This window comes from Plantactinospora solaniradicis, from assembly GCF_042658085.1.
GTDB lineage: Bacteria > Actinomycetota > Actinomycetes > Mycobacteriales > Micromonosporaceae > Plantactinospora > Plantactinospora solaniradicis.
Window position 1 is genome coordinate 912,243 of sequence record NZ_JBHSPR010000001.1, and the last position, 25,915, is coordinate 938,157.

Annotated in this window: 21 protein-coding genes and 1 pseudogene; 8 read left to right on the forward strand and 14 right to left on the reverse strand. The window is 72.1% G+C overall.

Features of this window, described 5'->3' with window-relative positions:
- Positions 1 to 15 precede the first annotated feature (15 nt).
- Positions 16 to 3,012 (reverse strand): AfsR/SARP family transcriptional regulator, encoded by a 2,997-nt coding sequence (locus ACFP2T_RS04205; protein ID WP_377417407.1) that lies wholly within the window; start codon positions 3,010 to 3,012, stop codon positions 16 to 18.
- A gap of 247 nt (positions 3,013 to 3,259) precedes the next feature.
- Between ACFP2T_RS04205 and ACFP2T_RS04210 the strand changes: the two genes are divergently transcribed.
- Complete coding sequence (locus ACFP2T_RS04210) at positions 3,260 to 3,514, forward strand: hypothetical protein (protein WP_377417409.1); 255 nt, start codon at positions 3,260 to 3,262, stop codon at positions 3,512 to 3,514.
- 61 nt (positions 3,515 to 3,575) lie between these two features.
- Here the strand turns inward: ACFP2T_RS04210 and ACFP2T_RS04215 are convergent, their stop codons facing one another.
- The 3 genes and pseudogenes from ACFP2T_RS04215 to ACFP2T_RS04225 form a co-directional block, all read right to left on the reverse strand.
- Entirely contained in the window at positions 3,576 to 5,246 is a 1,671-nt protein-coding gene (locus ACFP2T_RS04215; RefSeq protein ID WP_377417411.1) for a fumarate hydratase, read from the reverse strand.
- Between the two features lie 114 nt (positions 5,247 to 5,360).
- Positions 5,361 to 6,794 carry an outer membrane protein assembly factor BamB family protein gene (locus tag ACFP2T_RS04220; protein WP_377417413.1) on the reverse strand — a complete coding sequence of 478 codons (1,434 nt, stop codon included), beginning with the start codon at positions 6,792 to 6,794 and terminating at the stop codon, positions 5,361 to 5,363.
- A gap of 164 nt (positions 6,795 to 6,958) precedes the next feature.
- Positions 6,959 to 8,185 (reverse strand): annotated as a pseudogene (locus ACFP2T_RS04225) (MFS transporter); the annotation flags it as partial.
- 107 nt (positions 8,186 to 8,292) lie between these two features.
- Between ACFP2T_RS04225 and ACFP2T_RS04230 the strand changes: the two are divergent.
- Entirely contained in the window at positions 8,293 to 9,303 is a 1,011-nt protein-coding gene (locus tag ACFP2T_RS04230; protein WP_377417415.1) for an ArsR/SmtB family transcription factor, read from the forward strand.
- Here ACFP2T_RS04230 and ACFP2T_RS04235 read toward each other — a convergent pair.
- The gene (locus ACFP2T_RS04235; RefSeq protein ID WP_377417417.1) at positions 9,240 to 9,749 is read right to left on the reverse strand and encodes an Lrp/AsnC family transcriptional regulator; all 510 of its coding nucleotides are present in this window, start codon (positions 9,747 to 9,749) and stop codon (positions 9,240 to 9,242) included. The genes ACFP2T_RS04230 and ACFP2T_RS04235 overlap by 64 nt on opposite strands.
- A gap of 138 nt (positions 9,750 to 9,887) precedes the next feature.
- On the opposite strand from ACFP2T_RS04235, the gene hppD reads away from it, so the two are divergent.
- From hppD to hisC, 4 genes are read left to right on the forward strand one after another with little or no spacing between them, the layout of a single operon-like run.
- Positions 9,888 to 11,099 carry a 4-hydroxyphenylpyruvate dioxygenase gene (hppD, locus tag ACFP2T_RS04240; protein ID WP_377417419.1) on the forward strand — a complete coding sequence of 404 codons (1,212 nt, stop codon included), beginning with the start codon at positions 9,888 to 9,890 and terminating at the stop codon, positions 11,097 to 11,099.
- Between the two features lie 11 nt (positions 11,100 to 11,110).
- On the forward strand, positions 11,111 to 11,917 hold the full coding sequence (locus ACFP2T_RS04245; RefSeq protein ID WP_377417421.1) for an RDD family protein: 807 nt from the start codon (positions 11,111 to 11,113) through the stop codon (positions 11,915 to 11,917).
- Positions 11,918 to 11,945: 28 nt separating this feature from the next.
- A complete protein-coding gene (locus ACFP2T_RS04250) occupies positions 11,946 to 13,106 on the forward strand; it encodes an RDD family protein (RefSeq protein ID WP_377417423.1) in 1,161 nt (386 codons plus the stop codon).
- Entirely contained in the window at positions 13,103 to 14,251 is a 1,149-nt protein-coding gene (gene hisC, locus ACFP2T_RS04255; protein ID WP_377417425.1) for a histidinol-phosphate transaminase, read from the forward strand. The genes ACFP2T_RS04250 and hisC overlap by 4 nt, the downstream gene beginning before the upstream one ends.
- Positions 14,252 to 14,296: 45 nt before the next feature.
- Here the strand turns inward: hisC and ACFP2T_RS04260 are convergent, their stop codons facing one another.
- From ACFP2T_RS04260 to ACFP2T_RS04280, 5 genes are all read right to left on the reverse strand, one after another.
- Complete coding sequence (locus ACFP2T_RS04260; RefSeq protein WP_377417427.1) at positions 14,297 to 15,640, reverse strand: outer membrane protein assembly factor BamB family protein; 1,344 nt, start codon at positions 15,638 to 15,640, stop codon at positions 14,297 to 14,299.
- A 114-nt stretch (positions 15,641 to 15,754) separates the two neighbouring features.
- Positions 15,755 to 16,288, reverse strand: coding sequence for an SRPBCC family protein (locus tag ACFP2T_RS04265; protein WP_377417429.1), 534 nt, complete (start codon positions 16,286 to 16,288; stop codon positions 15,755 to 15,757).
- A 166-nt stretch (positions 16,289 to 16,454) separates the two neighbouring features.
- Positions 16,455 to 16,652 carry a DUF397 domain-containing protein gene (locus ACFP2T_RS04270; RefSeq protein WP_377417431.1) on the reverse strand — a complete coding sequence of 66 codons (198 nt, stop codon included), beginning with the start codon at positions 16,650 to 16,652 and terminating at the stop codon, positions 16,455 to 16,457.
- A 227-nt stretch (positions 16,653 to 16,879) separates the two neighbouring features.
- Positions 16,880 to 18,085: a fumarylacetoacetase gene (fahA, locus tag ACFP2T_RS04275; protein ID WP_377417433.1), complete on the reverse strand. Its 1,206-nt coding sequence runs from the start codon at positions 18,083 to 18,085 to the stop codon at positions 16,880 to 16,882.
- 46 nt (positions 18,086 to 18,131) lie between these two features.
- Entirely contained in the window at positions 18,132 to 18,989 is an 858-nt protein-coding gene (locus ACFP2T_RS04280; RefSeq protein WP_377417435.1) for a hypothetical protein, read from the reverse strand.
- Between the two features lie 94 nt (positions 18,990 to 19,083).
- Between ACFP2T_RS04280 and ACFP2T_RS04285 the strand changes: the two genes are divergently transcribed.
- Positions 19,084 to 20,262, forward strand: coding sequence for a homogentisate 1,2-dioxygenase (locus ACFP2T_RS04285; RefSeq protein WP_377417437.1), 1,179 nt, complete (start codon positions 19,084 to 19,086; stop codon positions 20,260 to 20,262).
- Between the two features lie 128 nt (positions 20,263 to 20,390).
- Complete coding sequence (locus ACFP2T_RS04290; protein WP_377417439.1) at positions 20,391 to 22,193, forward strand: hypothetical protein; 1,803 nt, start codon at positions 20,391 to 20,393, stop codon at positions 22,191 to 22,193.
- On the opposite strand, the gene ACFP2T_RS04295 is transcribed toward ACFP2T_RS04290, so the two are convergent.
- From ACFP2T_RS04295 to ACFP2T_RS04310, 4 genes are all read right to left on the reverse strand, one after another.
- Positions 22,177 to 23,256: a tetratricopeptide repeat protein gene (locus ACFP2T_RS04295; RefSeq protein WP_377417441.1), complete on the reverse strand. Its 1,080-nt coding sequence runs from the start codon at positions 23,254 to 23,256 to the stop codon at positions 22,177 to 22,179. The two genes, ACFP2T_RS04290 and ACFP2T_RS04295, sit on opposite strands and share 17 nt — an antisense overlap.
- The gene (locus tag ACFP2T_RS04300) at positions 23,249 to 24,286 is read right to left on the reverse strand and encodes a tetratricopeptide repeat protein (protein ID WP_377417443.1); all 1,038 of its coding nucleotides are present in this window, start codon (positions 24,284 to 24,286) and stop codon (positions 23,249 to 23,251) included. Before ACFP2T_RS04300 ends, ACFP2T_RS04295 begins: the two co-directional genes overlap by 8 nt.
- A gap of 343 nt (positions 24,287 to 24,629) precedes the next feature.
- Positions 24,630 to 24,815 carry a DUF397 domain-containing protein gene (locus tag ACFP2T_RS04305; RefSeq protein WP_377417445.1) on the reverse strand — a complete coding sequence of 62 codons (186 nt, stop codon included), beginning with the start codon at positions 24,813 to 24,815 and terminating at the stop codon, positions 24,630 to 24,632.
- A complete protein-coding gene (locus ACFP2T_RS04310; RefSeq protein ID WP_377417447.1) occupies positions 24,808 to 25,536 on the reverse strand; it encodes a helix-turn-helix domain-containing protein in 729 nt (242 codons plus the stop codon). Before ACFP2T_RS04310 ends, ACFP2T_RS04305 begins: the two co-directional genes overlap by 8 nt.
- Between the last annotated feature and the right edge of the window lie 379 nt (positions 25,537 to 25,915).

The window sequence follows — 25,915 nt, forward strand, 5'->3', positions numbered from 1 at the left end:
GGCCACCGGGTGCGCTCAGTCGAGCTCCCGCAGCCGCTGCCGTACGGCGTGCTGTTCCGGGGTCTCTATCTGGATCATCAAGGCCAGGGCCCGGGTCCAGTACGAACGGGCGGCCGCCTGATCGGTCGGGGCCAGGCAGTTGGCGAGTCCGTCCAGGGCCCGGGCCTGCTCGGCCAGGTGCTGGATCCGGGTCGCCCCGAGCAGGGCCTGCCGGTGCAGCTCCAGCGCGGCCGAGATGTCCCCCAGGTCGAGCAGGGCCCGCGCGAGACGGTTGCGGGCGGCGCACTCGCCGGCCCGGTCCCCGGCGTCCCGCATGGCGGCCAACGCCTCCCGGTGCAGCGACGCCGCCACCTCCGGGCGGCCGCACACCCGCTCGACCACCCCGATCTCGTTCATCAGGTCGGCGGTGGCGTACGGATTGCGCCCGGGGCCCTGTTGCAGGCGAAGCGCCAGGTACATCCGGCGCAGCGCCTGGTCGTACCGGCCCAGCCGGCTGTACACCATGCCGATCGCGCCGAGCGAGTCCGCCACCAGCATGATCTTGCCCCACTGACGGGCCAGGAAGATCCGGCCCCGCAGCACCCGCAACGCCTCCGGATACCGCCCCAACTGAAGGTAGCCGGTAGCCAGATTGACCAGTCCGCTCGGCAGGGTGTGCAACTCCGCCGTCCGGCGGGCCAGCGAGAGCCCGTGCTCCATGTACTCCACCGCCTCACGGGTCCGGCCGAGCATCATCAACGGCAGGCCGAGGTTCACCGTCGCCACCGACTGTCCCGCGATGTCGCCGAGCCGCTCCCACAGCGCGTTGACGACCCGGAGCGCGTCGGCGGACCGCTGGAACTCGCCGAGCCGGAAGTACGCCGACGCCAGGTAGTTCTGCATGGTGGCGACGCCGGAGTCGTCACCGAGCGCCTCCGCGGCGCGCAGCCCGTCGGTGTGCGTCTGGATCAGCTCGTCCAGATGTCCACCGAGGAAGAACTGCCGCCAGTTGGCCCGGGCGAGTTGCCAGGCGTACCGGTACATGCCCTGCTCGGTGGCGAGCCGGACCAGGGCCACCATGTTGCGCCGTTCCGCCTGTAGCCAGTCGCTCCCCTCGCGGGCCGCCGCGTCGACCAGCTCGGGGCGGGCCGGATCACCCGGTACCGCGGTGCGCAGGTTCCCGTTCGCCTCGATGGCCCCGCTGACCGAGGCCGCCGCGTGCAGGTAGAAGTCGAGCAGCGCCTGCATCGCCCGACGCTGCTCCGACTCGCCGCCGACGACGGTGACGAGTTCGGCGGCGTACTCCCGGATCAGGTCGTGGAACCGGAACCGCCCGGCGTCCAACTCGTCCACCAGGTGGGCGTCGACGAGTTCGTCGAGATGTTCCTGCGCCACCGTCAGCGGCAGCTCGGTCAGCGCCGCGACCGCGTACTGGTCGAACTCGTCGCCGGGATGCAGCCCCAGCAGCCGGAAGGTCCGCTGGACCGGCTCCGGCAGCTGCGCGTGGGACAGCGCGAAGGCGTCCACCAGGTTCCGGTGCTCGACGGCGAACTCGGCCAGGACCGGCCGGTCCGCGTCGCCGAGGCGCTGCGCCAGGTCCGCCACCCGCCAGCGCGACCGGTGCGCCAGCCTGGCCCCGGCCAGCCGGATCGCCAACGGAAGGTAGCCGCACCGGTGTACCACCTCGGCCGCGGCCGTCGGCTCGGCCCGGACCCGCTCCGGGCCGACGATCCGGGCCAGCAGGTCGATCGCCTCGGCGGGCTCCAGCACCGTGAGCGACTGTGCCCGGACCCCGTCGAGTCCCATCAGCCGGCGCCGACTCGTCACCACGGTCAGACAGCCGGGAGCCGCCGGCAGCAGCGGGCTCACCTGGGCCGCGCTGGCCGCGTTGTCCAGCACCAGCAGGGCACGTCGGCCGGCCAGTTCCGTACGCCACAGCGCCAGCCGGTCGGCGAGGTCGGGTGGCAACCGCTCTCCCGGTACGCCCAGTTGGCGCAACAGCGCGGCGACGGCGGCGGCCGGAGGCAACGGGCTGCGCAGACTGTGCCCGTGCAGGTCGACGAAGAGATGGGCGTCCGGATACTCGTTGCCCAGCGCCGTGGCCAGATGTACGGCGAGTGCGGTCTTGCCGCTGCCCGGCATGCCGTCGATGACGTACACGGCGGAGAAGTCCGGACCGGCTTCCTCGATCTCCTTCCACAACCGGGTGACCGTCTCGTGCCGTCCGGTGAAGTCCTCGATGGCCCGGGGCAGGCAGCGCACCGGCGGCCTGCTCGACAGCTCCGCGCCCGAGGACTCGACCTCACCGGCGAGCACCCGCCGCTGGATCTCCGTCAGGGCCGCGCTGGGCTCGATCCCCAGCTCCCCGGCCAGGATCTCCCGCCCGGTCCGGAACACCGTGAGGGCCTCGGCCCGCCGGCCGCTGTCGGCCAGTGCCAGCATCAGCTGGCCCCGCAGACGCTCCCGTAGTGGATACCGCTCGACGAGATCGGTCAGCTCCGCGACCACGTCGCCGGCCCGGCCGAGCCGCAGCTCCACCTCGAAGCTGTCCTCCAACGCCAGCATGTGCTGCTCGTCGAGGGAGGCCGCGCCCCGCCGGACCGCCGTACCGGTGATACCCGCGAGTGCCGGGCCACGCCACAGGGCGAGCGCCGCCCGGTACTCCTCCCGCGCCTCGGGCCAGTTCTGCTCGGCCGCGGCGGCCCGGGCCCGGGCGACCAACCGCTCGAACAGTTGGACGTCCAAGTCGTCGGATTCGAGTACGACGCGGTAGCCGGCCGGGCCGGTGACGATGGTCTCGCCGGGCACCCCGGCGGCGGCGAGCAGCCGGCGCAGTCGCGAGACACAGGTCTGCAACTGCCCCCGGGCCGTGGCCGGTGGATCGCTGTCCCAGACGGCGTCGACCAGTTCGTCGACCGGCACCACCCGACGGGCATGCAGCAGTAGAACCGCCAGAACCACCCTGTCCCGGCCGGCCGTCACCGTCGATTCTCCGCCGCTCACCTGGAGCGGTCCAAGGATCCCGAACCGCATGTCAGCTCCTGACCGAGGGTCGCGTCCGGCAGCAGAGTAACCCGACAATCACTCGCAGCAGAAACGGGTTGAGAGCGAGGTGGCAGCGGATCGAGAGCGGCAGGCAACAAACTCTCCGAGGGATGCAACACAGCAGGTGAGACGCATCGACGGGGGCGGTGCGTCCGACGGCTCCCCGAGGGGCGACGGACGCACCGTGTCGGAACAGCGGTTTCGCCGCCTTCCACACCTGAGGAGACGCCAGGAGATGGACGCCTCTAACGCAGCCGAGCGGTCGGGTCCGATACCGAACGCCGGCGACGTGCTGCAGTTCGCCGAATCGGACTACTGCTACGGAATCGGTCCGCTCGTCCTCCGGGTCACCAGGGTCGGCGCCGACCTCGGTAGATACCCACGACTGGAATGGCTGTCGCTGCGCGGCGTGGAGCTGCGCCGGGACGGCAGCGCCGGCCCCGAGCGGCAGGTGCTGGTCCGGACCAGCGCCCTGCCCCGAACCGCCTGACGGTGTTAGGAGGGGGCCCTTCTTCTACAGAAAACGATAAGAAGGGGCCCTTCCTTACAGGTCAACGCCGCCCGACCGTCAGCACCGGCTTGGTCACCTCGGCGAAGAAGTCGTTGCCCTTGTCGTCGACCACGATGAAGGCGGGGAAGTCCTCCACCTCGATCTTCCAGACCGCTTCCATGCCGAGTTCCGGATACTCGAGGACCTCGACGTGCTTGATGCAGTCCTGGGCGAGCCGGGCCGCCGGGCCGCCGATCGAGCCGAGGTAGAAGCCGCCGTGCTCGTGGCAGGACCGGGTCACCTGGCTCGACCGGTTGCCCTTGGCCAGCATCACCTGCGAGCCGCCGGCCGCCTGGAACTTCGCCACGTACGCGTCCATCCGGCCGGCGGTGGTCGGCCCGAACGAGCCGGAGGCGTAGCCCTCGGGGGTCTTCGCCGGTCCGGCGTAGTAGACCGCGTGGTCGCGTAGGTACTGCGGCATCGGTTCGCCCGCGTCCAGCCGCTCGGCGATCTTCGCGTGCGCGATGTCCCGGGCAACCACCAGCGGACCGGTCAGGGACAGCCGGGTCTTCACCGGGTACTTCGACAGCTCGGCCCGGATCTCGGACATCGGCCGGTTCAGGTCGACCCGGACCGCCTCCGCGCCCTCGGAGAGCTGGGCGTCGGTCACGTCGGGCAGGAACCGGGCCGGGTCGGTCTCCAGCCGTTCCAGCCAGACCCCGGACGGAGTGATCTTCCCGACCGCCTGACGGTCGGCCGAGCAGGAGACGGCGATCGCGACCGGGCAGGAGGCGCCGTGCCGGGGCAGCCGGACCACCCGTACGTCGTGGCAGAAGTACCGGCCGCCGAACTGCGCGCCGATGCCGAACTGCCGGGTCAGTTCCAGCACCTCGGCCTCCAGTTCCAGGTCCCGGAAGCCGTGCGCCCGCATCGATCCGCTGGTGGGCAGGTTGTCGAGGTACTTCGCCGAGGCCAGTTTCGCGGTCTTCAGCGCGTACTCGGCGGAGGTGCCGCCGATCACCACGGCGAGATGGTACGGCGGACAGGCGGCGGTGCCGATCAGCCGCAGCTTCTCCTCCAGGAACTGCATCATCCGGGTGGGATTGAGCAGCGCCTTGGTCTCCTGGTAGAGGTACGACTTGTTCGCCGAGCCGCCACCCTTGGCCATGAACAGGAACTTGTACGCGTCGGGGTGCCCGTCCGGGTCCTCCGCGTAGATCTCGACCTGGGCCGGCAGGTTGCTTCCGGTGTTGCGCTCCTCCCACATGGTGAGCGGAGCGAGCTGTGAGTACCGCAGGTTCAGCCGGGTGTACGCCTGGTAGACCCCCCGGGACAGCGCCTCGTCATCGGTCCCGTCGGTCAGCACGTGCCGGCCCCGCTTGCCCATCACGATCGCCGTGCCGGTGTCCTGGCACATCGGCAGTACGCCACCGGCGGCGATGTTGGCGTTGCGCAGCAGGTCGAGCGCGACGAACCGGTCGTTCGGCGACGCCGCCGGATCGTCGATGATGGCCCGCAACTGGGCGAGGTGCGCGGGGCGCAGGTAGTGGGCGATGTCGTGCATCGCCTCGGCGGTCAGGGCGGTCAGCGCCGCGGGTTCCACCGTCAGGAAGCGACGGCCGCCCGGCCCGTGGACCACGTCAACGCCCTCGTCGGTGACCAGGCGATACTCGGTCTGGTCGGCGCCGACGGGCAACAGGGGGGAGTACGAGAACGGGGCGCCACTGCTCATAGCCGGCAAGCCTAGGCCAGCCGGCCGCGCCCGGCCCACCCGCCGGGTCGGCCGTGCGATGCCGCTCTCACCCGACCACTCCCCGCCGGCCGGGCCCGCCACCGGCCGACCGACTCAGCCGGCCTTGCCGTCGGCCGGCGGGCACTCCGGCTGTTTCGGGCCGCCACAGCCCTCGCCCGGTTCCGGATTCTGGCCGCCCGGGCCGGCGGTCGGTCCGGGACCGGGCGGCGCGGCGACGCCGGCGAACCGGACGTACCCGAGGTCGCGGCCCTCGCCGATCACCATGCCGGCGGGCCCGACCGCGAGCACCTCGGCCGAGGACCGGACGTTCGCCAGTTCCCGTCCGCTGCGCGGATCGAGCGCCACGATCCGGTCGGGCCTGCGGTCGATCAGCACGGCGGCGAAGGCGGTGAGGGCGCCACCGCCCTCGGGGTTGACCGGCCGGGTCCACCGCGCGCGTTCGATGGCGAGCTCACTGCCGATGATCGACTTCTTGTCGGCGGACCGGGACAGTGTGTACCGGTCGTCGACGGCGAGCAGTTTCTCGCCTTTGGGCCCGACCCAGAGCAGCCGCCCGTCGTACGCGTCGACCACCGTCTCCCGGGAATCCGGTGCGACGCCGACGAAGACGTTCTCCCCGCCCTGCGGGTCCTCCCGCTGGGCGCAACCGGCACCGTCGGCCGTACGCAGGTTGAGCCCGTCCCGGCGCCACACCTCCTGCCCGGTCGCCGGGTCCCGGGCCACCACCGTGAAGTAGCAGTTGCCGTCCGCGCTGCGGGCCTCGATCCGGAGCATCCGGCCACCGACCACCACGATCCGGTCCTCCTGCCCCGGCTCCAGGTCCTGCATCACCCGGCCGGTGGCGGTGTCCACGATGTGCACCCGACCGTCCACGGGCAGCCCGAGCAGCGGGGGCATCTCGACCGGGCCGGCGGCGTCGTCGTGCACCTGTCGGGTGGTCAGCGCCCGGGTGCCGAGCACGTCGGGGTTGCCGGCGAGTGGCCCGGTCTCCACGCCCGGCAGGTACGCCGTCCAGATCGGATTGGTGCCCCGTGGATCCCGTGCCGTCAGCGTGCAGTCCCGGGGTTCCCGGCAGCGGACGTCGAGCACCGCGTTGCGGTACGTCCAGACGCCGACCGCCGAGGTGTCCTTCCGGCGTACCGCGCCGGTCTCGGGATCGAGCAGTTCGTAGCCCTTGCTGAGCAGCTTGCCGACGGCGACGACGGAATCCCGTTCACCACCGGCGACGGCCGCCCAGTCGGCCTTGCGCTCCCAGAGTCGGACCCCGGTGGCGAGGCTGCGTGCCTCGACCCTGGTCCGGTAGCGGATCACCACGGTGTTGCCGGCGATGTTCACGTTCTGTGGCGTGCCGCCGACCCGTTGCTGCCAGACCACGTCCGGCTCGGAGAGCGGATCGTCGCGGTTGACCCAGTCCCAGACTCCGGGGAAGGGGTTCCAGACGTTGGTCGCGGCGAGGACGATCACCACGATCAGCGCGATGGCCAGGGCGGACTTGGCGCCCAGGCCCCGGGCGCTCCCCTTCGCCATTCGGCTACCGTAGACGACGCGATCTGGCAATTCCGCTAGGACGTTATGTCCGTGTCGCGGATTATTTCCGTGTCGCGGATTATTTCCCTGTCGGGCCGTACCGGCTGCGCCCCTACCGGCTGCGCCCGTACCGGCCGCGCAGCGACCGTCCGCTCCGGCGCACCGCCGTCCGGCGCACCGCCCTCCGGCCGCAACCACCGCCAGAGTAGGACCGTCGCGGACAGCGAGGCCGCCCCGGCGACCGCCATCACCGGCCCGGGATCGAGCGTCTCGCCGAGCGCCCCGGCCAGACCGGCCGCCACCCCCTGGGTGGTCATCAGCCCGGTGGCCAGCAACCCGAACGCCTGGCCGCGACGCTGCTCCGGCACCGCGTCGAGGAACCGTCGGGCCAGCCCGAGGTGGTAGGCGAAGCCGAACGTGGCCAGGGCGAACAGCGCCGCGGCTCCGCCCAGTCCCGGTTCGGCGACGAAGGCCAGCATCGGTGCGCCGAGCAGCAGCGCCAGCCACGGGGCCAGCCGCTCACGTCGGGCCGGCGCGACGAACCGGCCCAGCACCAGGTCCCCGACCAGCATCCCGAGCGCGGAGGCCGCGAACAGCACCCCGGCGTTCGCGCCCGGACCGAGATCACTGACGTACGGCACGATGACGCCCTCGGCGCCGATCAGCAACGATCCGGGCAGCCAGTGGGCCAGCAGCAGCCCCCGGACCCGCCGGTCGCGCAGCAGCAGCCCGTTGACCCGCCAGGTCTGCCGGACCACCCCCTGATTCGCGGCCGAGGCCCGGTGCGGGCGCTCCGTCAGGCCACAGCGGACCAGCAGCGCCGAGACCGCGCAGGTGCCCGCGGTCAGCCAGAGCGCACCGTACGGGCCCACCAGGCCGAGCAGGAGCCCGCCGACGGCGAAGCCGAGCACCTGGGTCGCGCCGGCCGCGACCGTGAACAGGGAACGACCGAGCACGTAACCGTCCCCACCCAGCAGCTCGGGCAGCAGCGCGTTCCGCGCGGCGGTACTCACCGGCGCCAGCAGCCCCACGGCGAAGACCAGCCCGAGCATGCCGGCCGGCGGCAGCACCCCGACCGCGAGCAGCGCGACGACGGCGAGCCGGAGCAGGTCGTAGCCGACCATCAGGGCCCGGGGGCGCCAGCGGTCGGCGAGGGCGAGCAGGAGTACGCCGCCCACCGCGTGCGGCAGGAACCCCACGACGTACGCGAGCGCGGCGAGCAGCGCCGAGCCGGTGCGGTCGTACAGCAGGACGGCGAGGGCGAGCATCTTCACCGTCTCGCCGATCATGAACACGCCGAAGCTGATGAAGAGCACCCGGAACTCGCGTACGCCCAGCACGCTCCGGAACGTGCCCCCCGCCCGTCCGCCCGCTCCCGTAGAGACATTCACCGCGCCAGCCTCCGCACCCACCCCGCCCCGCACTAGCGTTTCGACGGTGAGCGAAAGGTTAAGAAGGGGCCCTTCTTCTACAGAAAACGATAAGAAGGGGCCCTTCCTTGCATCGGATTGAGGTGACTTCGGCGGACATCGCGGCGAGTCGGTTCGCCATCTCGCCGCTCGGCGAGGCGATGTCGGCACTGCGGCTCTGCGCCGGCCAGCACCACTCGGCCGCGCTCGCGCCCTGGCTGGCCCGGGCCCGGGAGGGGTACCTGCGGCTGCGGCGGGCGGAGCCGGCGGTCGGGGCGCTGCTGTCGTTGCTGCGCCGCAACGGCTACAACGCGGACTTCGTCCAGCCGCCGCCGGCGGGCGTCGGGTTGACCTTCGCCGACGAGCTGGCCGCGATCCGGGCCACCCCGTTGGACCAGGCCCGACGGGAACTGGCCCGCAATCTGGCCGGGCACCGGACCCCACCGGCGTACGCGCGACGGATCTTCGAGGCGCCGGACGTGGTGGACCGGATCGCCGACGCGATCGAGGCGGCGTGGACGGTACTGGTGGAACCCGACTGGCCCCGGCTCCGCGCGGTGCTGGAACGGGACCTCGTGCAGCGGGCCGGACAGCTCGTCACGTACGGCTGGGGGGCCGCGCTCACCGATCTCGACCCACGGTTGCGCTGGGTCTCGGACGGGCTACACGGCACCATCGAGGTACGCGGCCAGGGTGATGACCAGTGCGCACTGGCCGGGCGCGGCCTGCTGTTCGTGCCCAGCGCCTTCGGCCCGCTGATCACGTACACGGAGCCGCCCTGGCCGTACGCGATCGTCTACCCGGCCCGGGGCGTCGCCGACCTGCTCGGCCCACCGCCGGCCGGCCGTACCCCGGAAGCCGTCGACCGGCTGATCGGGCCGTCCCGGGCGGCGATCCTCCGGGCGCTGGCCGTCCCCGCCACCACCAGCCAGCTCGTCGCCCAGCTCGGCACGGGTCTGGGCAACGTCGGTGGGCACCTCGCGGTGCTCCGGGACGCCGGCCTGGTCAGCCGGACCCGGCTGGGCCGATCGGTCCGTTACGAGCGGACCTCGCTCGGCGAGGCGTTGGTCGCCGTTCGGGCCAGCGGGAGTACCCGGTAGGGGATCTTCTCGGCCAGCGCGATGATGCTCGACGCGCGGGCGATGCCCTCGTGCGACACGATCCGGTCCAGCACCCGTTGGAGGTCGGCGTTCGACCGGGCGACGATCCGGCAGAGCACGTCGCCGGAGCCGGTGATGGTGTGCGCCTCCAGCACCTCCGGGATGGCCCGCAGGTGGGCCGTCACCGGATCGTGACCGGGCCGCTGATTGATCTCCAGCGTGACGAACGACGTCACCCCGAAACCGATGGCCGCCGGGTCGATCTGCGGCCCGAGCCCCCGGATCACGCCACGCAGGAACAGCTTGTCCAGTCGGGCCTGCACGGTGCCCCGGGCCACCTGGAGTCGGCGCGAGCACTCCAGCACCCCGATCCGGGGCTCGGCGGCGAGCAGGTCGATCAGCTTCACATCGAGTGGATCAAGCTGGGCAACTTGTACAGCGGTCATGGTTGTTGACCGTACTAGATGCACAAGCTGACCAGCATTTCGCGAGTGGGTTGCCCAGGGGTTGCCGGGCCGAGATGCTCACGCAAGACGGCCGCTCCACACCATGGCATCGGCCGACGACGCCAGGGAGGCACGACGATGACCAGCGCGCTCCACCAGTCGCCCGCCGGCTCGGACCTGGACCTCGACGTCGACCGACTCGTCGGCGCCGTCAACCGGGCCAGCACCGACGACCCCTTCCCGGTGCAGGGCATCGACCACATCCAGTTCATGGTCGGCAACGCCAAGCAGACCGCGCACTACTACTCGACCGCGTTCGGGATGACCCTGGTCGCGTACCGCGGTCCCGAGCAGGGGCACCGCGACCACGCCGAGTACGTGCTGACCAGCGGCTCCGCCCGGTTCGTCTTCACCGGCGCGGTCCGCCCGGACGCTCCGGACGCGGGCCACGTGACCCGGCACGGCGACGGCGTACTGGACATCGCGCTGGCGGTGCCGGACGTCGACGCGGCGTACGCGCACGCCATCGCGCAGGGCGCCACCGGGCTCGCCGCCCCGTACGACGTGACCGACTCCCACGGCACCGTCCGGGTCGCCACCATCGCCACGTACGGCGACACCCGGCACTCGCTGGTCGACCGGTCCCGGTACTCCGGTCCGTTCCTGCCCGGCTTCGTCGCCCGGGGCCCGATCGTCGACCGGCGGCCGATGATCGACGCCGGCCTCCAGCCGAAGCGCTTCTTCCAGGCCGTCGACCACGTGGTGGGCAACGTGGAACTGGGCCGGATGGACGAGTGGGTGGAGTTCTACCGCCGCGTCATGGGCTTCACCAACATGGCGGAGTTCATCGGCGACGACATCGCGACCGACTACTCGGCACTGATGTCGAAGGTCGTGGCCAACGGCACCCGCAAGGTCAAGTTCCCGCTCAACGAGCCGGCGGTGGCCCGCCGCAAGTCGCAGATCGACGAGTACCTGGAGTTCTACGGCGGCCCGGGTGCCCAGCACATCGCCCTGGCCACCAACGACATCCTCGGCACCGTCGACGCGATGCGCGCGGCCGGGGTGGAGTTCCTGGACACGCCCGACTCGTACTACGACGACCCGGAGCTGCGGGCCCGGATCGGTCAGGTCCGGGCCCCGATCGAGGAACTCAAGGCCCGGAAGATCCTGGTCGACCGGGACGAGGACGGCTACCTGTTGCAGATCTTCACGAAGCCGGTGCAGGACCGGCCGACGGTGTTCTTCGAACTTATCGAGCGACACGGATCACTCGGCTTCGGCAAGGGGAACTTCAAGGCGCTCTTCGAAGCTATCGAGCGGGAACAAGAGGCCCGGGGAAACCTGTAACACTGTCCTGCGTGACCCAGCAGCCTTCGCCCATGCCGCCGTCCGGGGAGAACCGGCCAGCCGCCGGATCTCCCCCGGGCGGACACGTTCCTCAGCCGCGTCAGCCCGGCTACGGGGCGCCGTCCGGTCAGCCCGGCCAGCCCGGCCAGGGAACGCCGGGATACGCCGCCCCACCGGTCCGGCCCGGTTACGCCCCGCCCGGTTACGCCCCGCCGCCGGCCGCAGCGGTCCCACCCGGGTACTCCCATCCCGGGTACGGGCCGCCGCCCGGCTACCACCTACCGGTGCCACAGCCGACCAGCCCGGCCGGTCTGCCGCTCGCCTCGTTCACGGACCGGCTGCTGGCCGTCCTGATCGACGGCGCGATCCTCGGCGGGACCGTCATGGTGCTCGCGATTCCGGCGTTCGTCATCTTCTTCGCCACCGCCGGTTCGGACCTCTTCACGGTGCCGTCCGCCGGTCCCGACGGCGTCTACCCGGAGCCGGACGTGTTCGGCTTCCTGGTGCCGCTGTTGTTGATCGAGGCCGGCCTGCTCGTGGTCGGCACGATCCTCCAGTACGTCTACCACGTCGAGATGGCGAGGCGCACCGGCCAGACCGTGGGCAAACGGATCATGAAAGTCAAGATCACCCCGCTGGATCCGGCCGGCTCGATCAACCGGGGCTTCCTCGCCCGGCGCTTCCTCGTGCAATGGGCCGGGGGCCTGCTGCCCGGCCTGGTCTACCTCGACGGCCTGTGGCAGCTCTGGGACAAGCCGTACCAGCAGTGCCTCCACGACAAGTTCGCCAAAACCGTGGTGGTTAAGGTTCCAGCGTGAACGTCAGGACTCAACCGAGGTCGTTCCGGTGACGGTGCAGCCGGGCTGGTACGCCGATCCCGCCGAGCCGACCACCCAGCGGTACTGGGACGGTGAGGGCTGGATCGGCGCGCCGCTGCCGGTCGACGCCACGCCGCCATCCGGCCCGCCGCCGGTCGAACCCGAGCCCGAGCCGGCCCCTCCGCCGTCGAGCGGTGCCGTCGCCGGCACCCCGCCGGGCTCGCCCACCCCGCCCGGCTCGCCCGCCGCGCCGGGAACCCCCGGCGCAGCCCCGGCGCCCTGGGGCGGGCCACCGCCCTCCTGGGGTGCGCCGCCGGCCGGCGGCCCTACCCCGAGCGGTCCGCCCGCCGGCGGAGCACCGCCCGGTGCACCACCGGCGAGTGCGCCACCGGCTCCGTACGGGCAGCCGGGGCAGGCCGGGGCAGGCTGGCCGGGCGCCGGGCCACCGACGCCGCCACCCGGGATGCCGCACTACGGGATGCCGCCGTACGGGACGCCGCCGCAGGGTTGGCCGGGGCCGTACTGGGCACCGCCGCCACCGCCTCGGCCGCACGGGCTGGAACTGGCGCCGCTCGGCGCCCGGGTGGTCGCCCGGCTGATCGACATCGGCCTGGTGTTCCTGCTGAACGTGCTGGTCAACGGCTGGTTCGTCTGGCGCTTCGTGGAGGAGATCGAGCCGGTCTCGCGGGAGATCACCCGGCGGCTGCTGGCCGGTGAGTCCAACACCGAGGGGCTACCCCAGGCGAGCGCACAGGCCGACGGGCTCCAGGTGGTCATCCTGCTGATCGCGGTCGCGCTGTGGTTCGCCTACGAGGTGCCGTCGGTGGCGAACACCGGGCAGACCTTCGGCAAGCGGGTGATGGGGATCAAGGTCGTACCGTTGGCCGAGACCGAGCAGTTGGGCTTCGGCCGGTCCTTCCGGCGGTGGAACATGCTCGGGCTGCCGGTGTTCCTCTGGAGCTGCTGCGGTATCGGCTTCCTGATCCAACTGGTCGACTGCGCGCTGCCGTTCTTCGACCGACCGTTGCGGCAGGCACTGCACGACAAGCGGGGCCAGACCGTCGTGGTACGACTGCCCCGGCAGTCCGTCACCCCGGCCGGCACGTCCGACCCGTCCGACACCCCGTCGACCGGCACGTCCGGCCCGTCCGACCCCCCGACCGACCGCACCGGAGGCACCGCGTCATGACCGGCTCCACCAGTTCCACCCCCGGCCCCGACCGGCGCTCGCAGGGACCCCGGCTGACCCGCGCCGACCTCGACGCGCTGCCCAACTACGTGCCCGGCCGCAGCCCGGCCGACCTGGCGCGCGAGCTGGGCCTGCCCGAGGCGATCAAGCTGGCCAGCAACGAGGTGCCGTACGGCCCGCTGCCCGGGGTGGTCGAGGCGGTCGCCGAGGCGGTCGCCGGCGCACACCGGTACCCCGACATGGGGGTGCTGGCACTGCGGGACGCCCTGGCCGAGCGGTACGGGGTGAGCGCGGACCGGATCGCCACCGGTTGCGGTTCGGTGGCGCTGGCCGAGCACCTGGTCCGGGCGACCTGCCTGCCCGGTGACGAGGTGGTGTACTCGTGGCGCTCCTTCGAGGCGTACCCGATCATCGTGGCGACCAGCGGCGCGACCAGCGTGCGGGTGCCCAACGACGCGGGGCACGGGCACGATCTGGCCGCGATGGCGGCGGCGGTCACCGACCGGACCCGGCTGATCCTGGTCTGCAACCCCAACAACCCGACCGGGACCAGCCTGCACCGCGCGGAACTCGACCGGTTCCTCGACGCCGTGCCGGACGACGTGCTGGTGGTGCTGGACGAGGCGTACCGGGAGTTCGTCACCGACGCCGAGGTGCCGGACGGCCTGACGGCGTACGGCGACCGGCCCAACGTGGTGGTGCTGCGCACCCTGTCCAAGGCGTGGGGGCTGGCCGGGCTGCGGATCGGCTTCCTGGTCGGGCACCCGGAGGTGGCCGCCACGGTCCGCAAGGTGGTCACCCCGTTCTCCACCAGCCTGGCCGCCCAGGCCGGAGCGTTGGCCGCGCTCACCCAGGCCGACGAGGTACGTCGACGCTGCGCGCTGGTGGTGGCCGAACGGGACCGGGTGACCGAGGCGCTGCGCAAGCGGTTGCCGGCCGGACAGGTCGGCGGGACCGTTCCGGAGAGCCAGGCCAACTTCGTCTGGCTGCCGCTGCGCGACCGGTCGGTGTCGTTCGCGCAGTCCTGCGAGGCGCGCGGGATCATCGTCCGTCCGTTCGCCGGCGAGGGGGTACGGGTCACCATCGGCACCCCGGCGGAGAACGACGCCTTCCTGGCCGCCGCCGACTCCGCGCTTCACGAATGACCGGTCGGGCCGGCTTCGAACCCCGGCCGGAACGTCGCGCGGGGTTCAGGTGGCGGCCAGGATCACCGGCTGGGCGGCCAGGTAGTAGCGGCTGTCGGCGGCCGTCGGGTCCACCGGCTCGGTGAGCCGTTCCACCGCCACGAATCCGCTGGCCGCGTGGACGAGGCCGGGCGACCAGGTGGTCGAGTCCCGCCCGTACGTGAGCGGGAACCTGGACCGCTCCCGGCCGGTCTCCGAGTCCAGCGTGAGCAGCTCCCCCGCCCCGGTACGCAGGTGCACCCGCCCCGGTTGGGCAGCGAGAATCCGGTCCGCCCCGGTGCCGGTCCACCGCCACAGCTCCGCTCCGGTGCGCACCGACCGGGCCACCAGCCCGGTCCCCTGCGGCGCCACCGCGACCTCGCCGACGAGCACCGATTCCGGGGCGTCCAGGGCCGGGGCCGGCACCGGGGTCGGGCCGTTGACCAGCCAGCCCCGGGTCACGCCCCCGCTGATCGTCCGGATCGCCGTGCACCGGGACCGGCCCGCCGCACAGCCGACCGGAGCGACCTCGATCGCCGCGGTCGCGGCGTCGGGTTGCCATCGGGTGGTCGGGGCGCCGGTCCCCACGTCGTAGAGGCCGACCGCCGGTGCACCGGCGCAGTTGTCCACCACGACGAGCTGACCGGCGGTGGTGGTGAGCCCTTCGGCCTGGTCGACGGCCCGACAGGCCGGGTCGACATCGGCCCGCCACAGTTCCCGGCCCGAGGCCAGGTCGAGGCCCCGACGTTCGGTCGAACCGGTCACCACCAGCACGGAGGTGCCGCCCCGGGACTCCGCCAGGTAGAGGCCATCAGGTGTAAAGACGGTGGCGCCACCGGTACGCCGGCCGAGATATCCGTGCTCCGGTCGGGGTCCGCCGGCCCGCCAGCGCACCAGGCCGGTCCGGGCGTCCAGTGCGACCAGTTGGCCGTCCGACCATCGGGTGACCACCGTGGCGCCGTCCGCCATCAACCCGGCCACCTCGGCCGGCCAGCGCCGGAACGACCAGTACGGGGTGCGCCTGGTCGCGGCGTCGAGCGGCTGGTCGGCGCGGATCTGCCGGGTGGTGGCGTAGACCCGGAGCCGACCGTCGACGATCAGGGGTGCCGCGTTCAGGGTGCCGATCACGCCGGGCTGGACGGTCAGCGGAGCCGGGTATCCGGCCCGAGCCGGCGTCACCACCTCGGCGGGCGCCAGGACCCGGTGCACGATCACGGCGGACGCGACCAGGACCAGCACCGCCACTGCGGCGGCGAGCGCCCTCGGGGGCCGGCGCGGCGACGCCGTCTCGCCGTGCTCCTCGTCGTGACCTCCAGGACCGCGCCAGCCGGTGCCCTCGCTGCGCTCAGACACACCCGTTCGGCGTTGCATGCCCGCACACCTCCGTCGGAGCACCCTACCGAGCAACGCCGGGCCGACGGCTGGCAGGTGTGCGGGCCGGACGTCGTCATTCCGCAGGTGGTGGCCCGGGATCTGGCGTGCTGGTCAGGCGGCGGCGGCCGGATCGATCCGGCGGCGGGGTTCGGTGGCGGCGGCGAGGTCGTCCAGGTCCCGGCGCAACGCGCCCTCGCCCGCCTTCGCGGCCAGTCCGCCGAAGAGCACCGCCAGCAGCCGGCCGTACCGGGCGGTGGGCACGCCCTCGTGGCTGACGGTCACGACCGTTCGGCCACGGTCCGGCCGTCGTGCCTTGATCGGATTGAAGGTGTACGTCGTCCGGTAGTCCACGCCGTCCCCGGACGAGACGACGACGAGGTGCCGTGGCGGCGCCGCCTCCGCCACCGAGAACTCCTCGACCATCCGGCTGCCGCCCGGTCCGGTGCGGCTCTCCTGCCAGACCGTTCCGACGCCGAACCCGGGCACCGCGTCGGCCCCGGCCGGGCTCGGCGGCACGCTCCGGGTCAGCACCTCGACCTCGTCCACCGGGCAGAGCCACCGAGGGCGGGCGGGCAGGTCCGTGAAGACCCGCCACACCTCGTCTGCGGGTGCCTCGATCAGCCGGCTGAACGCCACCGTCGACATGGGCGCCTCCCCCAGGCACCACGGTACGACGCGGAACAGGCTTGGTCACGCCTCCGCCCCCGCAGAGTGACCAGAAAGTGACGGGTCCGGGTAGGTGCGGCGAGAACCGGCGCGGCCCCGGCCGATGCACGGAACCGCGCGGCTCTGGTCGATCAGCTGCGGCCGATCAGCCCTCGAAGCGACCGGTCCTGGTCGCGGCGACGAATGCCGCCCAGCTGGCCGGCGGGAACGCCAGCACCGGGTCCGGGTCCTTCGAGTCGCGTACGCCGACGACTCCGGGCAGGTTGTCGGCGACTTCGACGCACAGGCCCTGGTCGTTGGAGCGACTGCTCTTGCGCCACACGGCAGCATCCGCGTTGAACATCTCTGTACCCTTTCAAGAAGAAACACACCTGATGGCGGGTTCGTCCCCGTCCGGGTAACTCAACGCCTCATGAACCGATCCTGTTACTCCTTCCCGCCCATCGATCGCACAGTCCGTCCGACGACGTACGCTCGAAGATCGCTGGGTACCAGCCAGGAAATTGCTGCGTGTCCGCTGGAAGACCGCTGCATCGGGGCTGTGGCCAGGCTGGGAACGCGGCCCGGGGCTCAGGTCGGTTGGGCGGGAGCGATCGTGCCGGCGACCTCACCGAGCCCGACGGAGGTGCCGTCCGGCCCCGGTGCCGTGGCACCGATCCGCACGGTGTCGCCGTCGAGGAGGAAGGTCCGGGTGGACCCGTCGGACAGCTTGACCGGCTCGGCCCCGCCCCAGGTCAGCTCGAGGAACGAGCCGACCTGGTCGCGTCGGGGCCCGGAGACGGTGCCGGAGGCGTAGAGATCCCCGGTACGCAGTGCCGCCCCGTTCACGGTCAGGTGGGCGAGCTGCTGGGCCGGCGTCCAGTACATCCCGTCGAAGGGCGGCTCGCTGACCCGGTCGCCGTTCCAGTCCACCGTCAGCCGCAGGTCCAGCCCCAGGTGCGGTACGTCGCGGAGGTAGTCGAGCACGGCGGGCTCCTGGGTCGGGGCGGGCACCCAGGCGTCCGCCAGCGCCTCCAGCGGCACCACCCAGCTTGAGACCGACGTGGCGAACGACTTGCCGAGGAACGGCCCGAGCGGCTGGTACTCCCACGCCTGGATGTCCCGGGCCGACCAGTCGTTGAGCAGCACCACCCCGAAGACGTGCGCCGCGAAGTCCTCGACCGCGACCCGCTGGCCGAGCGAGGTCGGTACGCCGACCACGAAGCCGACCTCCGCCTCGATGTCCAGCCGGGTGGACGGCCCGTACACCGGTCCGTCCGGGGTGGAGCGCTGGCCCTGCGGTCGGATGATCGGCGTACCGGAGACCACGACGGTGCCGGCCCGGCCGTGGTAGCCGACCGGCAGGTGCCGCCAGTTCGGCAGCAGCGGCGCCGCTCCGGGCCGGAAGATCTTCCCCACGTTGCCGGCGTGCTGCTCGGAGGAGTAGAAGTCGACGTAGTCGGCCACCTCGAACGGCAGGACGAGGTCGACCCGGTCGAGCGGAATCAGCAGCGGTTCCACGGCCGGCCGGTGCTCCTGCCCGGTCAGCAGTTCGACGATCCGCCGCCGTACCGTCGTCCACTGGGGATGGCCGAGCGCCAGGAACGCGTTCAGCGTCGGCCGGCGCAGCGCACCGCCGGCCAGGAGCAGCCCGGCCGCCTCCGCGCCGTCGAGGTCGAGGACGAGATCTCCGATCCGTACGCCGATCCGGGGCCCCCGGCCCGCCTGCACGAACACCCCGTACGGCAGGTTGTGCACCCCGTACGGCGAGCCCGCCGCACCCTCGACCCAGCTCACGCCGTCTCCTCGCTGTTCTCGCTCGTCCGGTTCACGCTCGTCCGGTTCACGGTTGGTAGCCGCCGTTCACCAGGCCCAGCCGGACCAGGTCGGTCAGCGGTTCCATCACGCTGCACGAGCCGAATCCGGTCCAGAGCGGACGAACCTGGTCCCGCCGGGACCGGGCCGTCTCGACCAGCGGCAACGGGTCGGTGGCGGCCAGCACCTCGGCGACCTCGGCGACCTCGGCACCGGTCTGCGCGACGGCCGCGCCGGCCAGGATGTTCACGAAGCCGTGGTGGGTGAAGCCGGTCTCCGGGTCGATGTGCCGGATCGCGTGGTGCAACCCGGCGGTGAGCTTGAACGGCAGGGCGCGGTCCCGGCAGGCGCCGATCACCGCGGCCAGCTCGACCGGGGTGGGAAACAGCTCGGCGGCCAGTCCACCGGTCCGGAACTTCGCCGCGATCCGCTTGCCGGCGGCCCGCTCCCGGGCCAGCCGGTCGAGGGCTCCGAGCAGTCCCCAGGTCAGGGGAATCTCGGCGTAGACGTCGGCGTCGTCGAGGTGGGCCGGCAGCCCGGCGAGCGCGGCCAGGCCGGGCAGCGGATCCTCGCCCCGTTTGGCCACCGCCGCCTCGACCTGACGGATCCGGATCCGTGGGTCGACCCGGTCCCGCAGCGAGTACAGGTTGGGGATCGGTACGTCTCCGATCACTCCGATCTCGATCCGCTCCTCGGCGCCGAGCAGCGCCGGCAGGTCCGGCAGGACGGAGGCGGGCAACAGCAACGGGCCGACCAGGTTGGCGTACCAGGCGGCCCGGTGCCGGCGGTGCGCGGCTACCGCGTCGGGCAGCGTGGCGCTGCCGGGCGGGAAGACGGCAGCATCGTCGACCAGCCCGTCGAAGAGCCGGGGCACCTGCGTTGACACGAACAGAGAACTTACGGGACGCTACGACTAGCGGACAACACCGTCCGATTATCGGACGTTTCCGGCCGGTGACTGGGACAAAACGGAGGCGATCATGCCGTACTACCGCAGCGTCGGCGAGGTACCCCGCAAGCGCCACACCCAGTTCCGGCAACCCGACGGCAGCCTGTACGCCGAGGAGCTGATGGGGCAGGAGGGATTCTCGTCCGACTCGTCGCTGCTCTACCACCGTTACCTGCCGACCGCGATCGTCGCCGCCGACGAGTACACCCCGCCGGCCTGGTCCCGGACGCCGAACCTGCCGCTCAAGCCCCGTCACCTGCGTACCCACAAGCTGGACGGTGCCGGCGCCGACCCGATTCTCGGCCGGCAGCACCTGCTCGCGAACGACGACGTCCGGATCTCGTACGTCGTCGCCGACCGTCCCAGCCCGCTCTACCGCAACGCGGTCGGGGACGAGTGCCTCTACGTCGAGTCCGGTGCGGCCCGGATCGAGTCCGCCTTCGGCGTGCTCGGGGTGACCGCCGGCGACTACGTGGTCATCCCGACCTCGGTCGTGTACCGGATCGTGCCGGTCGCCCCGGACCCGCTCCGACTGCTCGCCATCGAGGCGTCCGGGCACATCGGCCCGCCCAAGCGCTACCTCTCGGTACGCGGCCAGTTCCTCGAACACTCGCCCTACTGCGAGCGCGACGTACGCGGGCCGGAGGCGCCGCTGCTCGTCGAGGAGACCGACGTCGAGGTGTATGTCCAGCACCGGCGGGGCTGGACCCGCCACGTGTACGCCAACCACCCGTTCGACGTGGTCGGCTGGGACGGCCACCTCTACCCGTGGGCGTTCTCGATCCACGACTTCGAACCGATCACCGGCCGGGTCCACCAGCCACCGCCCGTGCACCAGACCTTCCAGGGCCCGAACTTCGTCATCTGCTCCTTCGTGCCCCGCAAGGTCGACTACCACCCGCTGGCCATCCCGGTGCCGTACAACCACCACAACGTGGACTCCGACGAGATGCTCTTCTACACCGGGGGCAACTACGAGGCACGGCGCGGCTCCGGGATCGAGCAGGGGTCGATATCCCTGCACCCGGCCGGCTTCACCCACGGTCCCCAGCCCGGCGCTCCGGAGCGGGCCATCGGGGCCGAGAGCTTCGACGAGTTGGCGGTGATGGTCGACACCTTCCGGCCACTCGACCTCTGCGCTCCCGCACTGTCCTGCGAGGACACCGGGTACGCCTGGACCTGGGCCGGTCGGACCCGGACCTCCGGTTAGCCGACGAGTCCCGCCCGGTATCGGTCGGCGGCGCACCACGCCGGGCGTCAGCGGTCGGCGACGGGGGCCACCCGGACGCGCCACCACCTGGCATGATGTGCCCCCGCCCACCCTTTTCGGGAGCCGTCGTGCCCGTCCTCATCTCCTCGCTGATCCTGGGGCTCGTGTCGATCCTCGCCGCGCTCTGGCAGGTCCGGCAGGGCCACCAGCTCACCCGGAAACTCAACTCCGGCACCGCCCGTGCCCTCCGGTGCTGGCTGCGCGGGTGGTCGGAGCCGTATCCCGGGGCGCTGCACCCGGGACGACTCGTCGCCGTCGACGGGGAACCCGTGCGGTTCGAGTGCCGGACGGGAACCGTACGCCGGCTCCTGCTTCCGGCCGGCGGTCTCCGCGTCATGCAGGCCCGGGAGGTGACCGACGCGGACCGGCTGATGACGCTGGCCCCGTCCCAGGCCAACCAGTTCACCCTGCTCATCTGCCGGGACGCCACCGGCGTCCGGGTCGACGTGGCGGTCCCGGTCGCCGCCGCGTCGGCGGCCGAGACGTTCCTCCTGGGTACGGCCACCGCGACCGGCCCCGGCTCGGCCACCGTGCCCCGGCCGGTCGGCCCCGTCCGGCGGTACGTCGGCAGGTGGACCGCCGCGGTCCTGCTGATCAGCGTCGTGATGGTCGGCTCCAACATCTGGACGTGGCAGGACGCCGAACGAATCACCGGAACCGTGTCCTCGTCACTGCCGGCAGGCGACCAGGGATACCTGTGTTCCGTGCAGTGGCGCGACCCGTGGACGTCGGAGACGAGATACTCCACGATCGACTGTCCCGCCACCCGCCCGGAGAACGGCGAGCGGATCGAGGCCGTCGCCCGACCGGGACGGGATCTGGCCACGACCGGTGACCCGTACCTGGGGCTGCTCTTCGCCGGCATCGTCGCCTTCATGGCGTTTCCGCAGGTGGTGCGCCGGCTCGCCCTGCACCTACGGGGCCGATCCGTGCTACGCCAGCAGCGGGGTGCGCAGCCGCAGACCTCGGCGTGGCGCTCGTCTCCACGGTTGGAGATCGGTGAACTCGACCCGGAGAGCGTCGGCGAGGCGGTGACCGTACGGGCCCAGCTCGAAGGCTGGCACTACCGGGTCGGTCGATGGCGTGCCCGGCACACCGTACGTTCCGACTCGCCGCGGCCCTGGTGGCGGATCCGGTTCCTCCGCCGAACGGTGCTGACCCCGACGTCCCTCGGCATCATCGCCTTCGTCGGCCTGGCCCTCGGGCTGGTCTTCGGCATACCGCTCTGGCAGAACATGGCGGCGCAGGCCGGCGGCCCGGTCCGGGAGGTCACCGCGACCGTCGAGCCCCGTACCGACTCGACCCGGATACCGCTGCTCCCGGTCGGCGTTTCCGTCTCCTTCACCGGTCCCGACGGCCTGGTGGAGACCACGGTGATGGCCGACGAACCTCTGCCGGCGCACTCCCTGGTCCCGGTCGAATACCTGGTCGGCGATCCGGGCAGGGCGCGGATCGTCGGCGACCACGACCGGCTGACCGAGGCCGGCACGGCGGCGGCGGTGCTCGCTGTGCTGGCCGCGGTGGCCTGGTTCGCCGGCTGGATCCTCGCCGTTCGCCGGGCCCGACGGCTCGGCGCGGCGCTCGCCGACCCCGACCCGGCCCGGATGCGCTACGTGCTGGTCATGGACCCGCGCGGCCGTCTCACCGCCCTGCTCTATCCGGGGTACGGCCGCCCGGAGCAGCCGGTCATGAGCCAACCGCTCGCGGTGGCGCTACCGGACGGGTTGTCCCTCTCCGGGGTCGCGGACCTGTACGACGCCAGCCCCCACGGTCAGCTTCTCGTCGTCGACGACCTGGTGCTCTGGCCCTCCGGTCCCGGCGAGCAGGCAACTCCCGAGGCCACCCTCGACGTGGTCAACGGTCGACGCTGAGCCGCTCGTCCACGACCCGTACCGCCAGCACCCCGCCGATCGCCGGTACGACCAGCACGAGCAGCAGGAGGCCGATCCCGGTGCCGGCGTACGCCAGCAACACCGCCACCGTTACCGCCGCGCTCGCCGGCCCCCACCAGTAGCGTCGCCGGAGCCGCATGGTCGACCACACCAGCGCCCGCACCACACCCGGCGTACGTCTGGCGGTGAAGATCAGCCAGCCGAGCAGCACAACGGCCAGCAGCCCGGCCAGTATCCGGAAGACCGCCGGGTCACCGTCCAGGGTGGTGGCGAGAATCCCGCCCACCACTGTCAAACCCACACCGCAGAGTGCGGCCAGCGCGGTCCGTGCCGTCACGGAACGGACGTACGCCGCGAGGGTGTGCCGCGCCTCCGGCAGCTCCGGATCGAGTGCCGCCGCCGCCGCGATGTCCGACAGCCCCGTCATCGGTCCGGACCGGCGCATCCGCACAACACCCAGGTTGTTCCGGGCCTGGGCGTGATCCGGCGCCAACCCGAGCGCCGACCGGTACGCCTGCTCCGCCGCGTCCAGCCGCCCAGCCGCCAGCGCCACGTCCCCGGCCATGACGTGCGCGTCGGCCTCCTCCGGGGCCAGCGCCACCGCCCGACCGACCGCTGCGGCGGCGTCGTCGAACCGGCCGGCGTGCGCCAGGACCGTGCCGAGCACCGCGTGCCCGAGCCACAGTTGCGGATCGGTTGCCATCGCCGTCTCGGCGTGCTCGATCGCGTCGGCCCGACCGAGCGCGTCGGCGGTCATCGCGTGCAGGCAACGGGCCAACACGTTCTCCGGCTCGATCTCCAGTGCGGCCCGCGTCGCCCGGTCGGCCGCCAGGTTCCGACCGGCGACCAGGTTGGCCCGAGCCAGCAGCACCAGTGTGTCGACCTGGCCGGGCTCCTGGCTCAACAGCCGTTCGACGACCCGGATCGCCTCGACCGGCCGACCGATCTCCAGCAGCATCTCGGCCCGCTCGCGCAGCGGGTGCCCCTGCTGCGGCGGGTGCTCGTCGTGCGCCGGGTACTCGTCGGCCACGGCGTCACTCACGGTCCTGGGACCAGCCGAAGACCACCGCCAGTTCGGCGGCGGTGGTGGTGACGATCGCCAGCACCAGGGGCCAGGGAGAGCCGACGAGCGCGTAGAGCAGGATCAGGCAGGGTCCGGCGGCCACCGCGTACACGGCCAGGCCCAGGGTCCGGTCAGCGCGCATCAGGGCGGGCAGCCGCCCCCGGGCCAGGTTCGGCACCCGACGGCCGAACCGCCACAGCAGCACCCCGCCGGTCACCGCCGCGATACCGGCCCAGAGCCGGGACGACACCGGGTTCATCGCCGCCATGCAGGCGATCAGCACCGACGCCACGATGGTGTAGCCGGCGCCGTACATGACCAGGCGGCGGAGGCCGTCGCCGATCGTCTGACCGCCGTCGCTGCGGGTCGGCGCCATCGCGGCGGCATCGGCGAGGTGTTCCAGGGCCTCCGAGTAGCGCCGCTGCTCCAGCCGGATCACCCCGATGTTGTGCTGCGCCTCGGCCAGCTCGGGGTCCAGCCGCAACGCCTCCCGGTACGCCCGCTCGGCCAGGTCGAACAACTGCATCCTGGCTGCCACCAGACCGAGCACCAGATGTGCCTGCGGCTCCTCCGGCGCCAGCTCGACACCACGCCACGCGGCGTTGATCGCCTGCTGGCCGTTGCGCGACTCGGCGAGGATCGCCGCCGCACTGCGCTGGGCGTACGCGTCGTCCGGGCCGAGCGCCAGGATCTCGTCGGCCACCGCCGCCGCCTCCTTGAAGCGGCGCAGGTCGGCCAGGGCATGTCCCCGGATCACCAGCGGATGGACCAGTGCCGGCGCGGCGGCGACCGCCATGTCGGCGGCGGTCAGTGCCTCCTCCGACTTGCCGCCCGCGAGCTTGACCATGGCCAGCATGACCAGCGCTGGCACATTGTCGGGCTCGAGCGCGATCGCAAATCCGACTTCGGCGGCAGCTTCGTCGTACCGGCCGAGTTCGGCAAGCAGTTCGGCGCGCTGGACGTACCCTTCGGCGGACGAGGACTGGTCGGATTCGGCGTCGCTGGACACGGCCCGAGCCTATCCGGCGCTGTCCCGTCCGATGTTCACGCCCGACCCGGCGAACACCCTCGCCGGCCGGCCAACCGCCGGCTTCCGGCGGGTCGGCGGCGACCCGCCGAATGCCCACTCCCCACGCACGGCAATGCGCGGTACCGTAGACGGGACCAAGCCTGGCGCTCCCCCCGTGGCGTCAGGCTTGGTCCCTAAATTCCCGCTGGTCGCAGGACGGCGTCCGCCCGGCGGACTCTCCGTACCGATTCCCGCCCAGAGCAACGCCCCCACCCCGTGCTGCCACACGGGCGTCGGGGCGGTCTGCGCGCGCCTCTGGTCCAGCTACGAATGACGTTCCAGATCAGTCGGCCGCGACGGCCCGGACGAACGCCCGCCATCCTGCCGGGCCAAAGCTCAACACCGGCCCCTGCCGGTCCTTGCTGTCCCGCACCAGCACCCGGGCCGGAAGGTTGTCCGCGACCTCCACACAGTTGCCCTGGTTGGAACTGCTGCGACTGCTCTTACGCCAGATCGGCTGCTCAGTCATGCTCCTCAACCGCCTTCACGATCAGGTCCCGCGACTGGTCGACCGGCAGAGCCAGCCCGGTCACTATCTCCCAGGCCAACTCTAGCCCGCTCAGGTCCGCCGGATCGGTCACCACTCGACCACGCAACTGGTCGTCCAGATAGCCGGCCCGCGCCCCGCCGGGCAGCGTTGCCAGCACGAACGGAACGGCCAGCCCGGGATGGAATCCAACCGCGCTTGGCACCACCAGCACCTGCACCCGGTCCCGGTGCCCGACGACGATCAGGTGTTCGAGCTGGCCCTTCAGCACGTTCGGCGGGCCGCAGTGCAGCACGTTCTCGCCGAGCACGGCGGTCAGCATCGGCGGCTCGGGCCGGTCCACGGTGGCCGCCTGCCGGTCCTTGCGGACCTGAGTGGTCCGCTCGACCGCCTCCTCGGGCAGCCGGGCACCGCGCAGTACCGCCCTGGTGTATGCCTCGGTTTGAAGCAGCCCGGGGACAACGTTGGGTTGGAACGCCCGGAGCAGCAGGGCCCGGCGTTCGTTCTCGGTCCATGGTCGTAGCCAGGGTGCCTGGGCGTCCTCGCGGGCCGCATCGGCCGCGCGCTGGATCTCGTCGCCGGTCCCAAAGAAGGCATCGAGTCGTTCGGCCGTGTCTGGCTGCGGAACCACTCGACCGCACTCGATCGCCGCGATCAGCGAGCCGCTGACTTTGACTGCCGCGCCGGTCTGGTCCTGGGTCACCTTTTTCGCGTACCCAGGTACGGACGTGTGGCGGAACCGAGCGGGACCGCCCCGTCCGGCATCGGGGCGGTCCCGCATCCAATTTCGATCACGGAAAGGCTGATCGATGTCCAGACGGCACCGCCTTCCGATCCGAGCGTTGACGACCGCGCGGCCCTGATGTACGGCCCACATTCGCGGTTCCGGCCGCACACGCCCGCGCGCCCGTCATTCCGGTGCCGGACCTGTGGCGCACCCTGGCCGTGCCAGCCAGCCCGACTCAGCCTGCTCCGGGCCTACCGGAACAACCGAATCGGGCTGCTGATCTATCTCGCGAGCCAACTCCAACGCGCCCTACAGGACCTACCCACCACCGACCCCCGCGAATTGTCCGCCATGA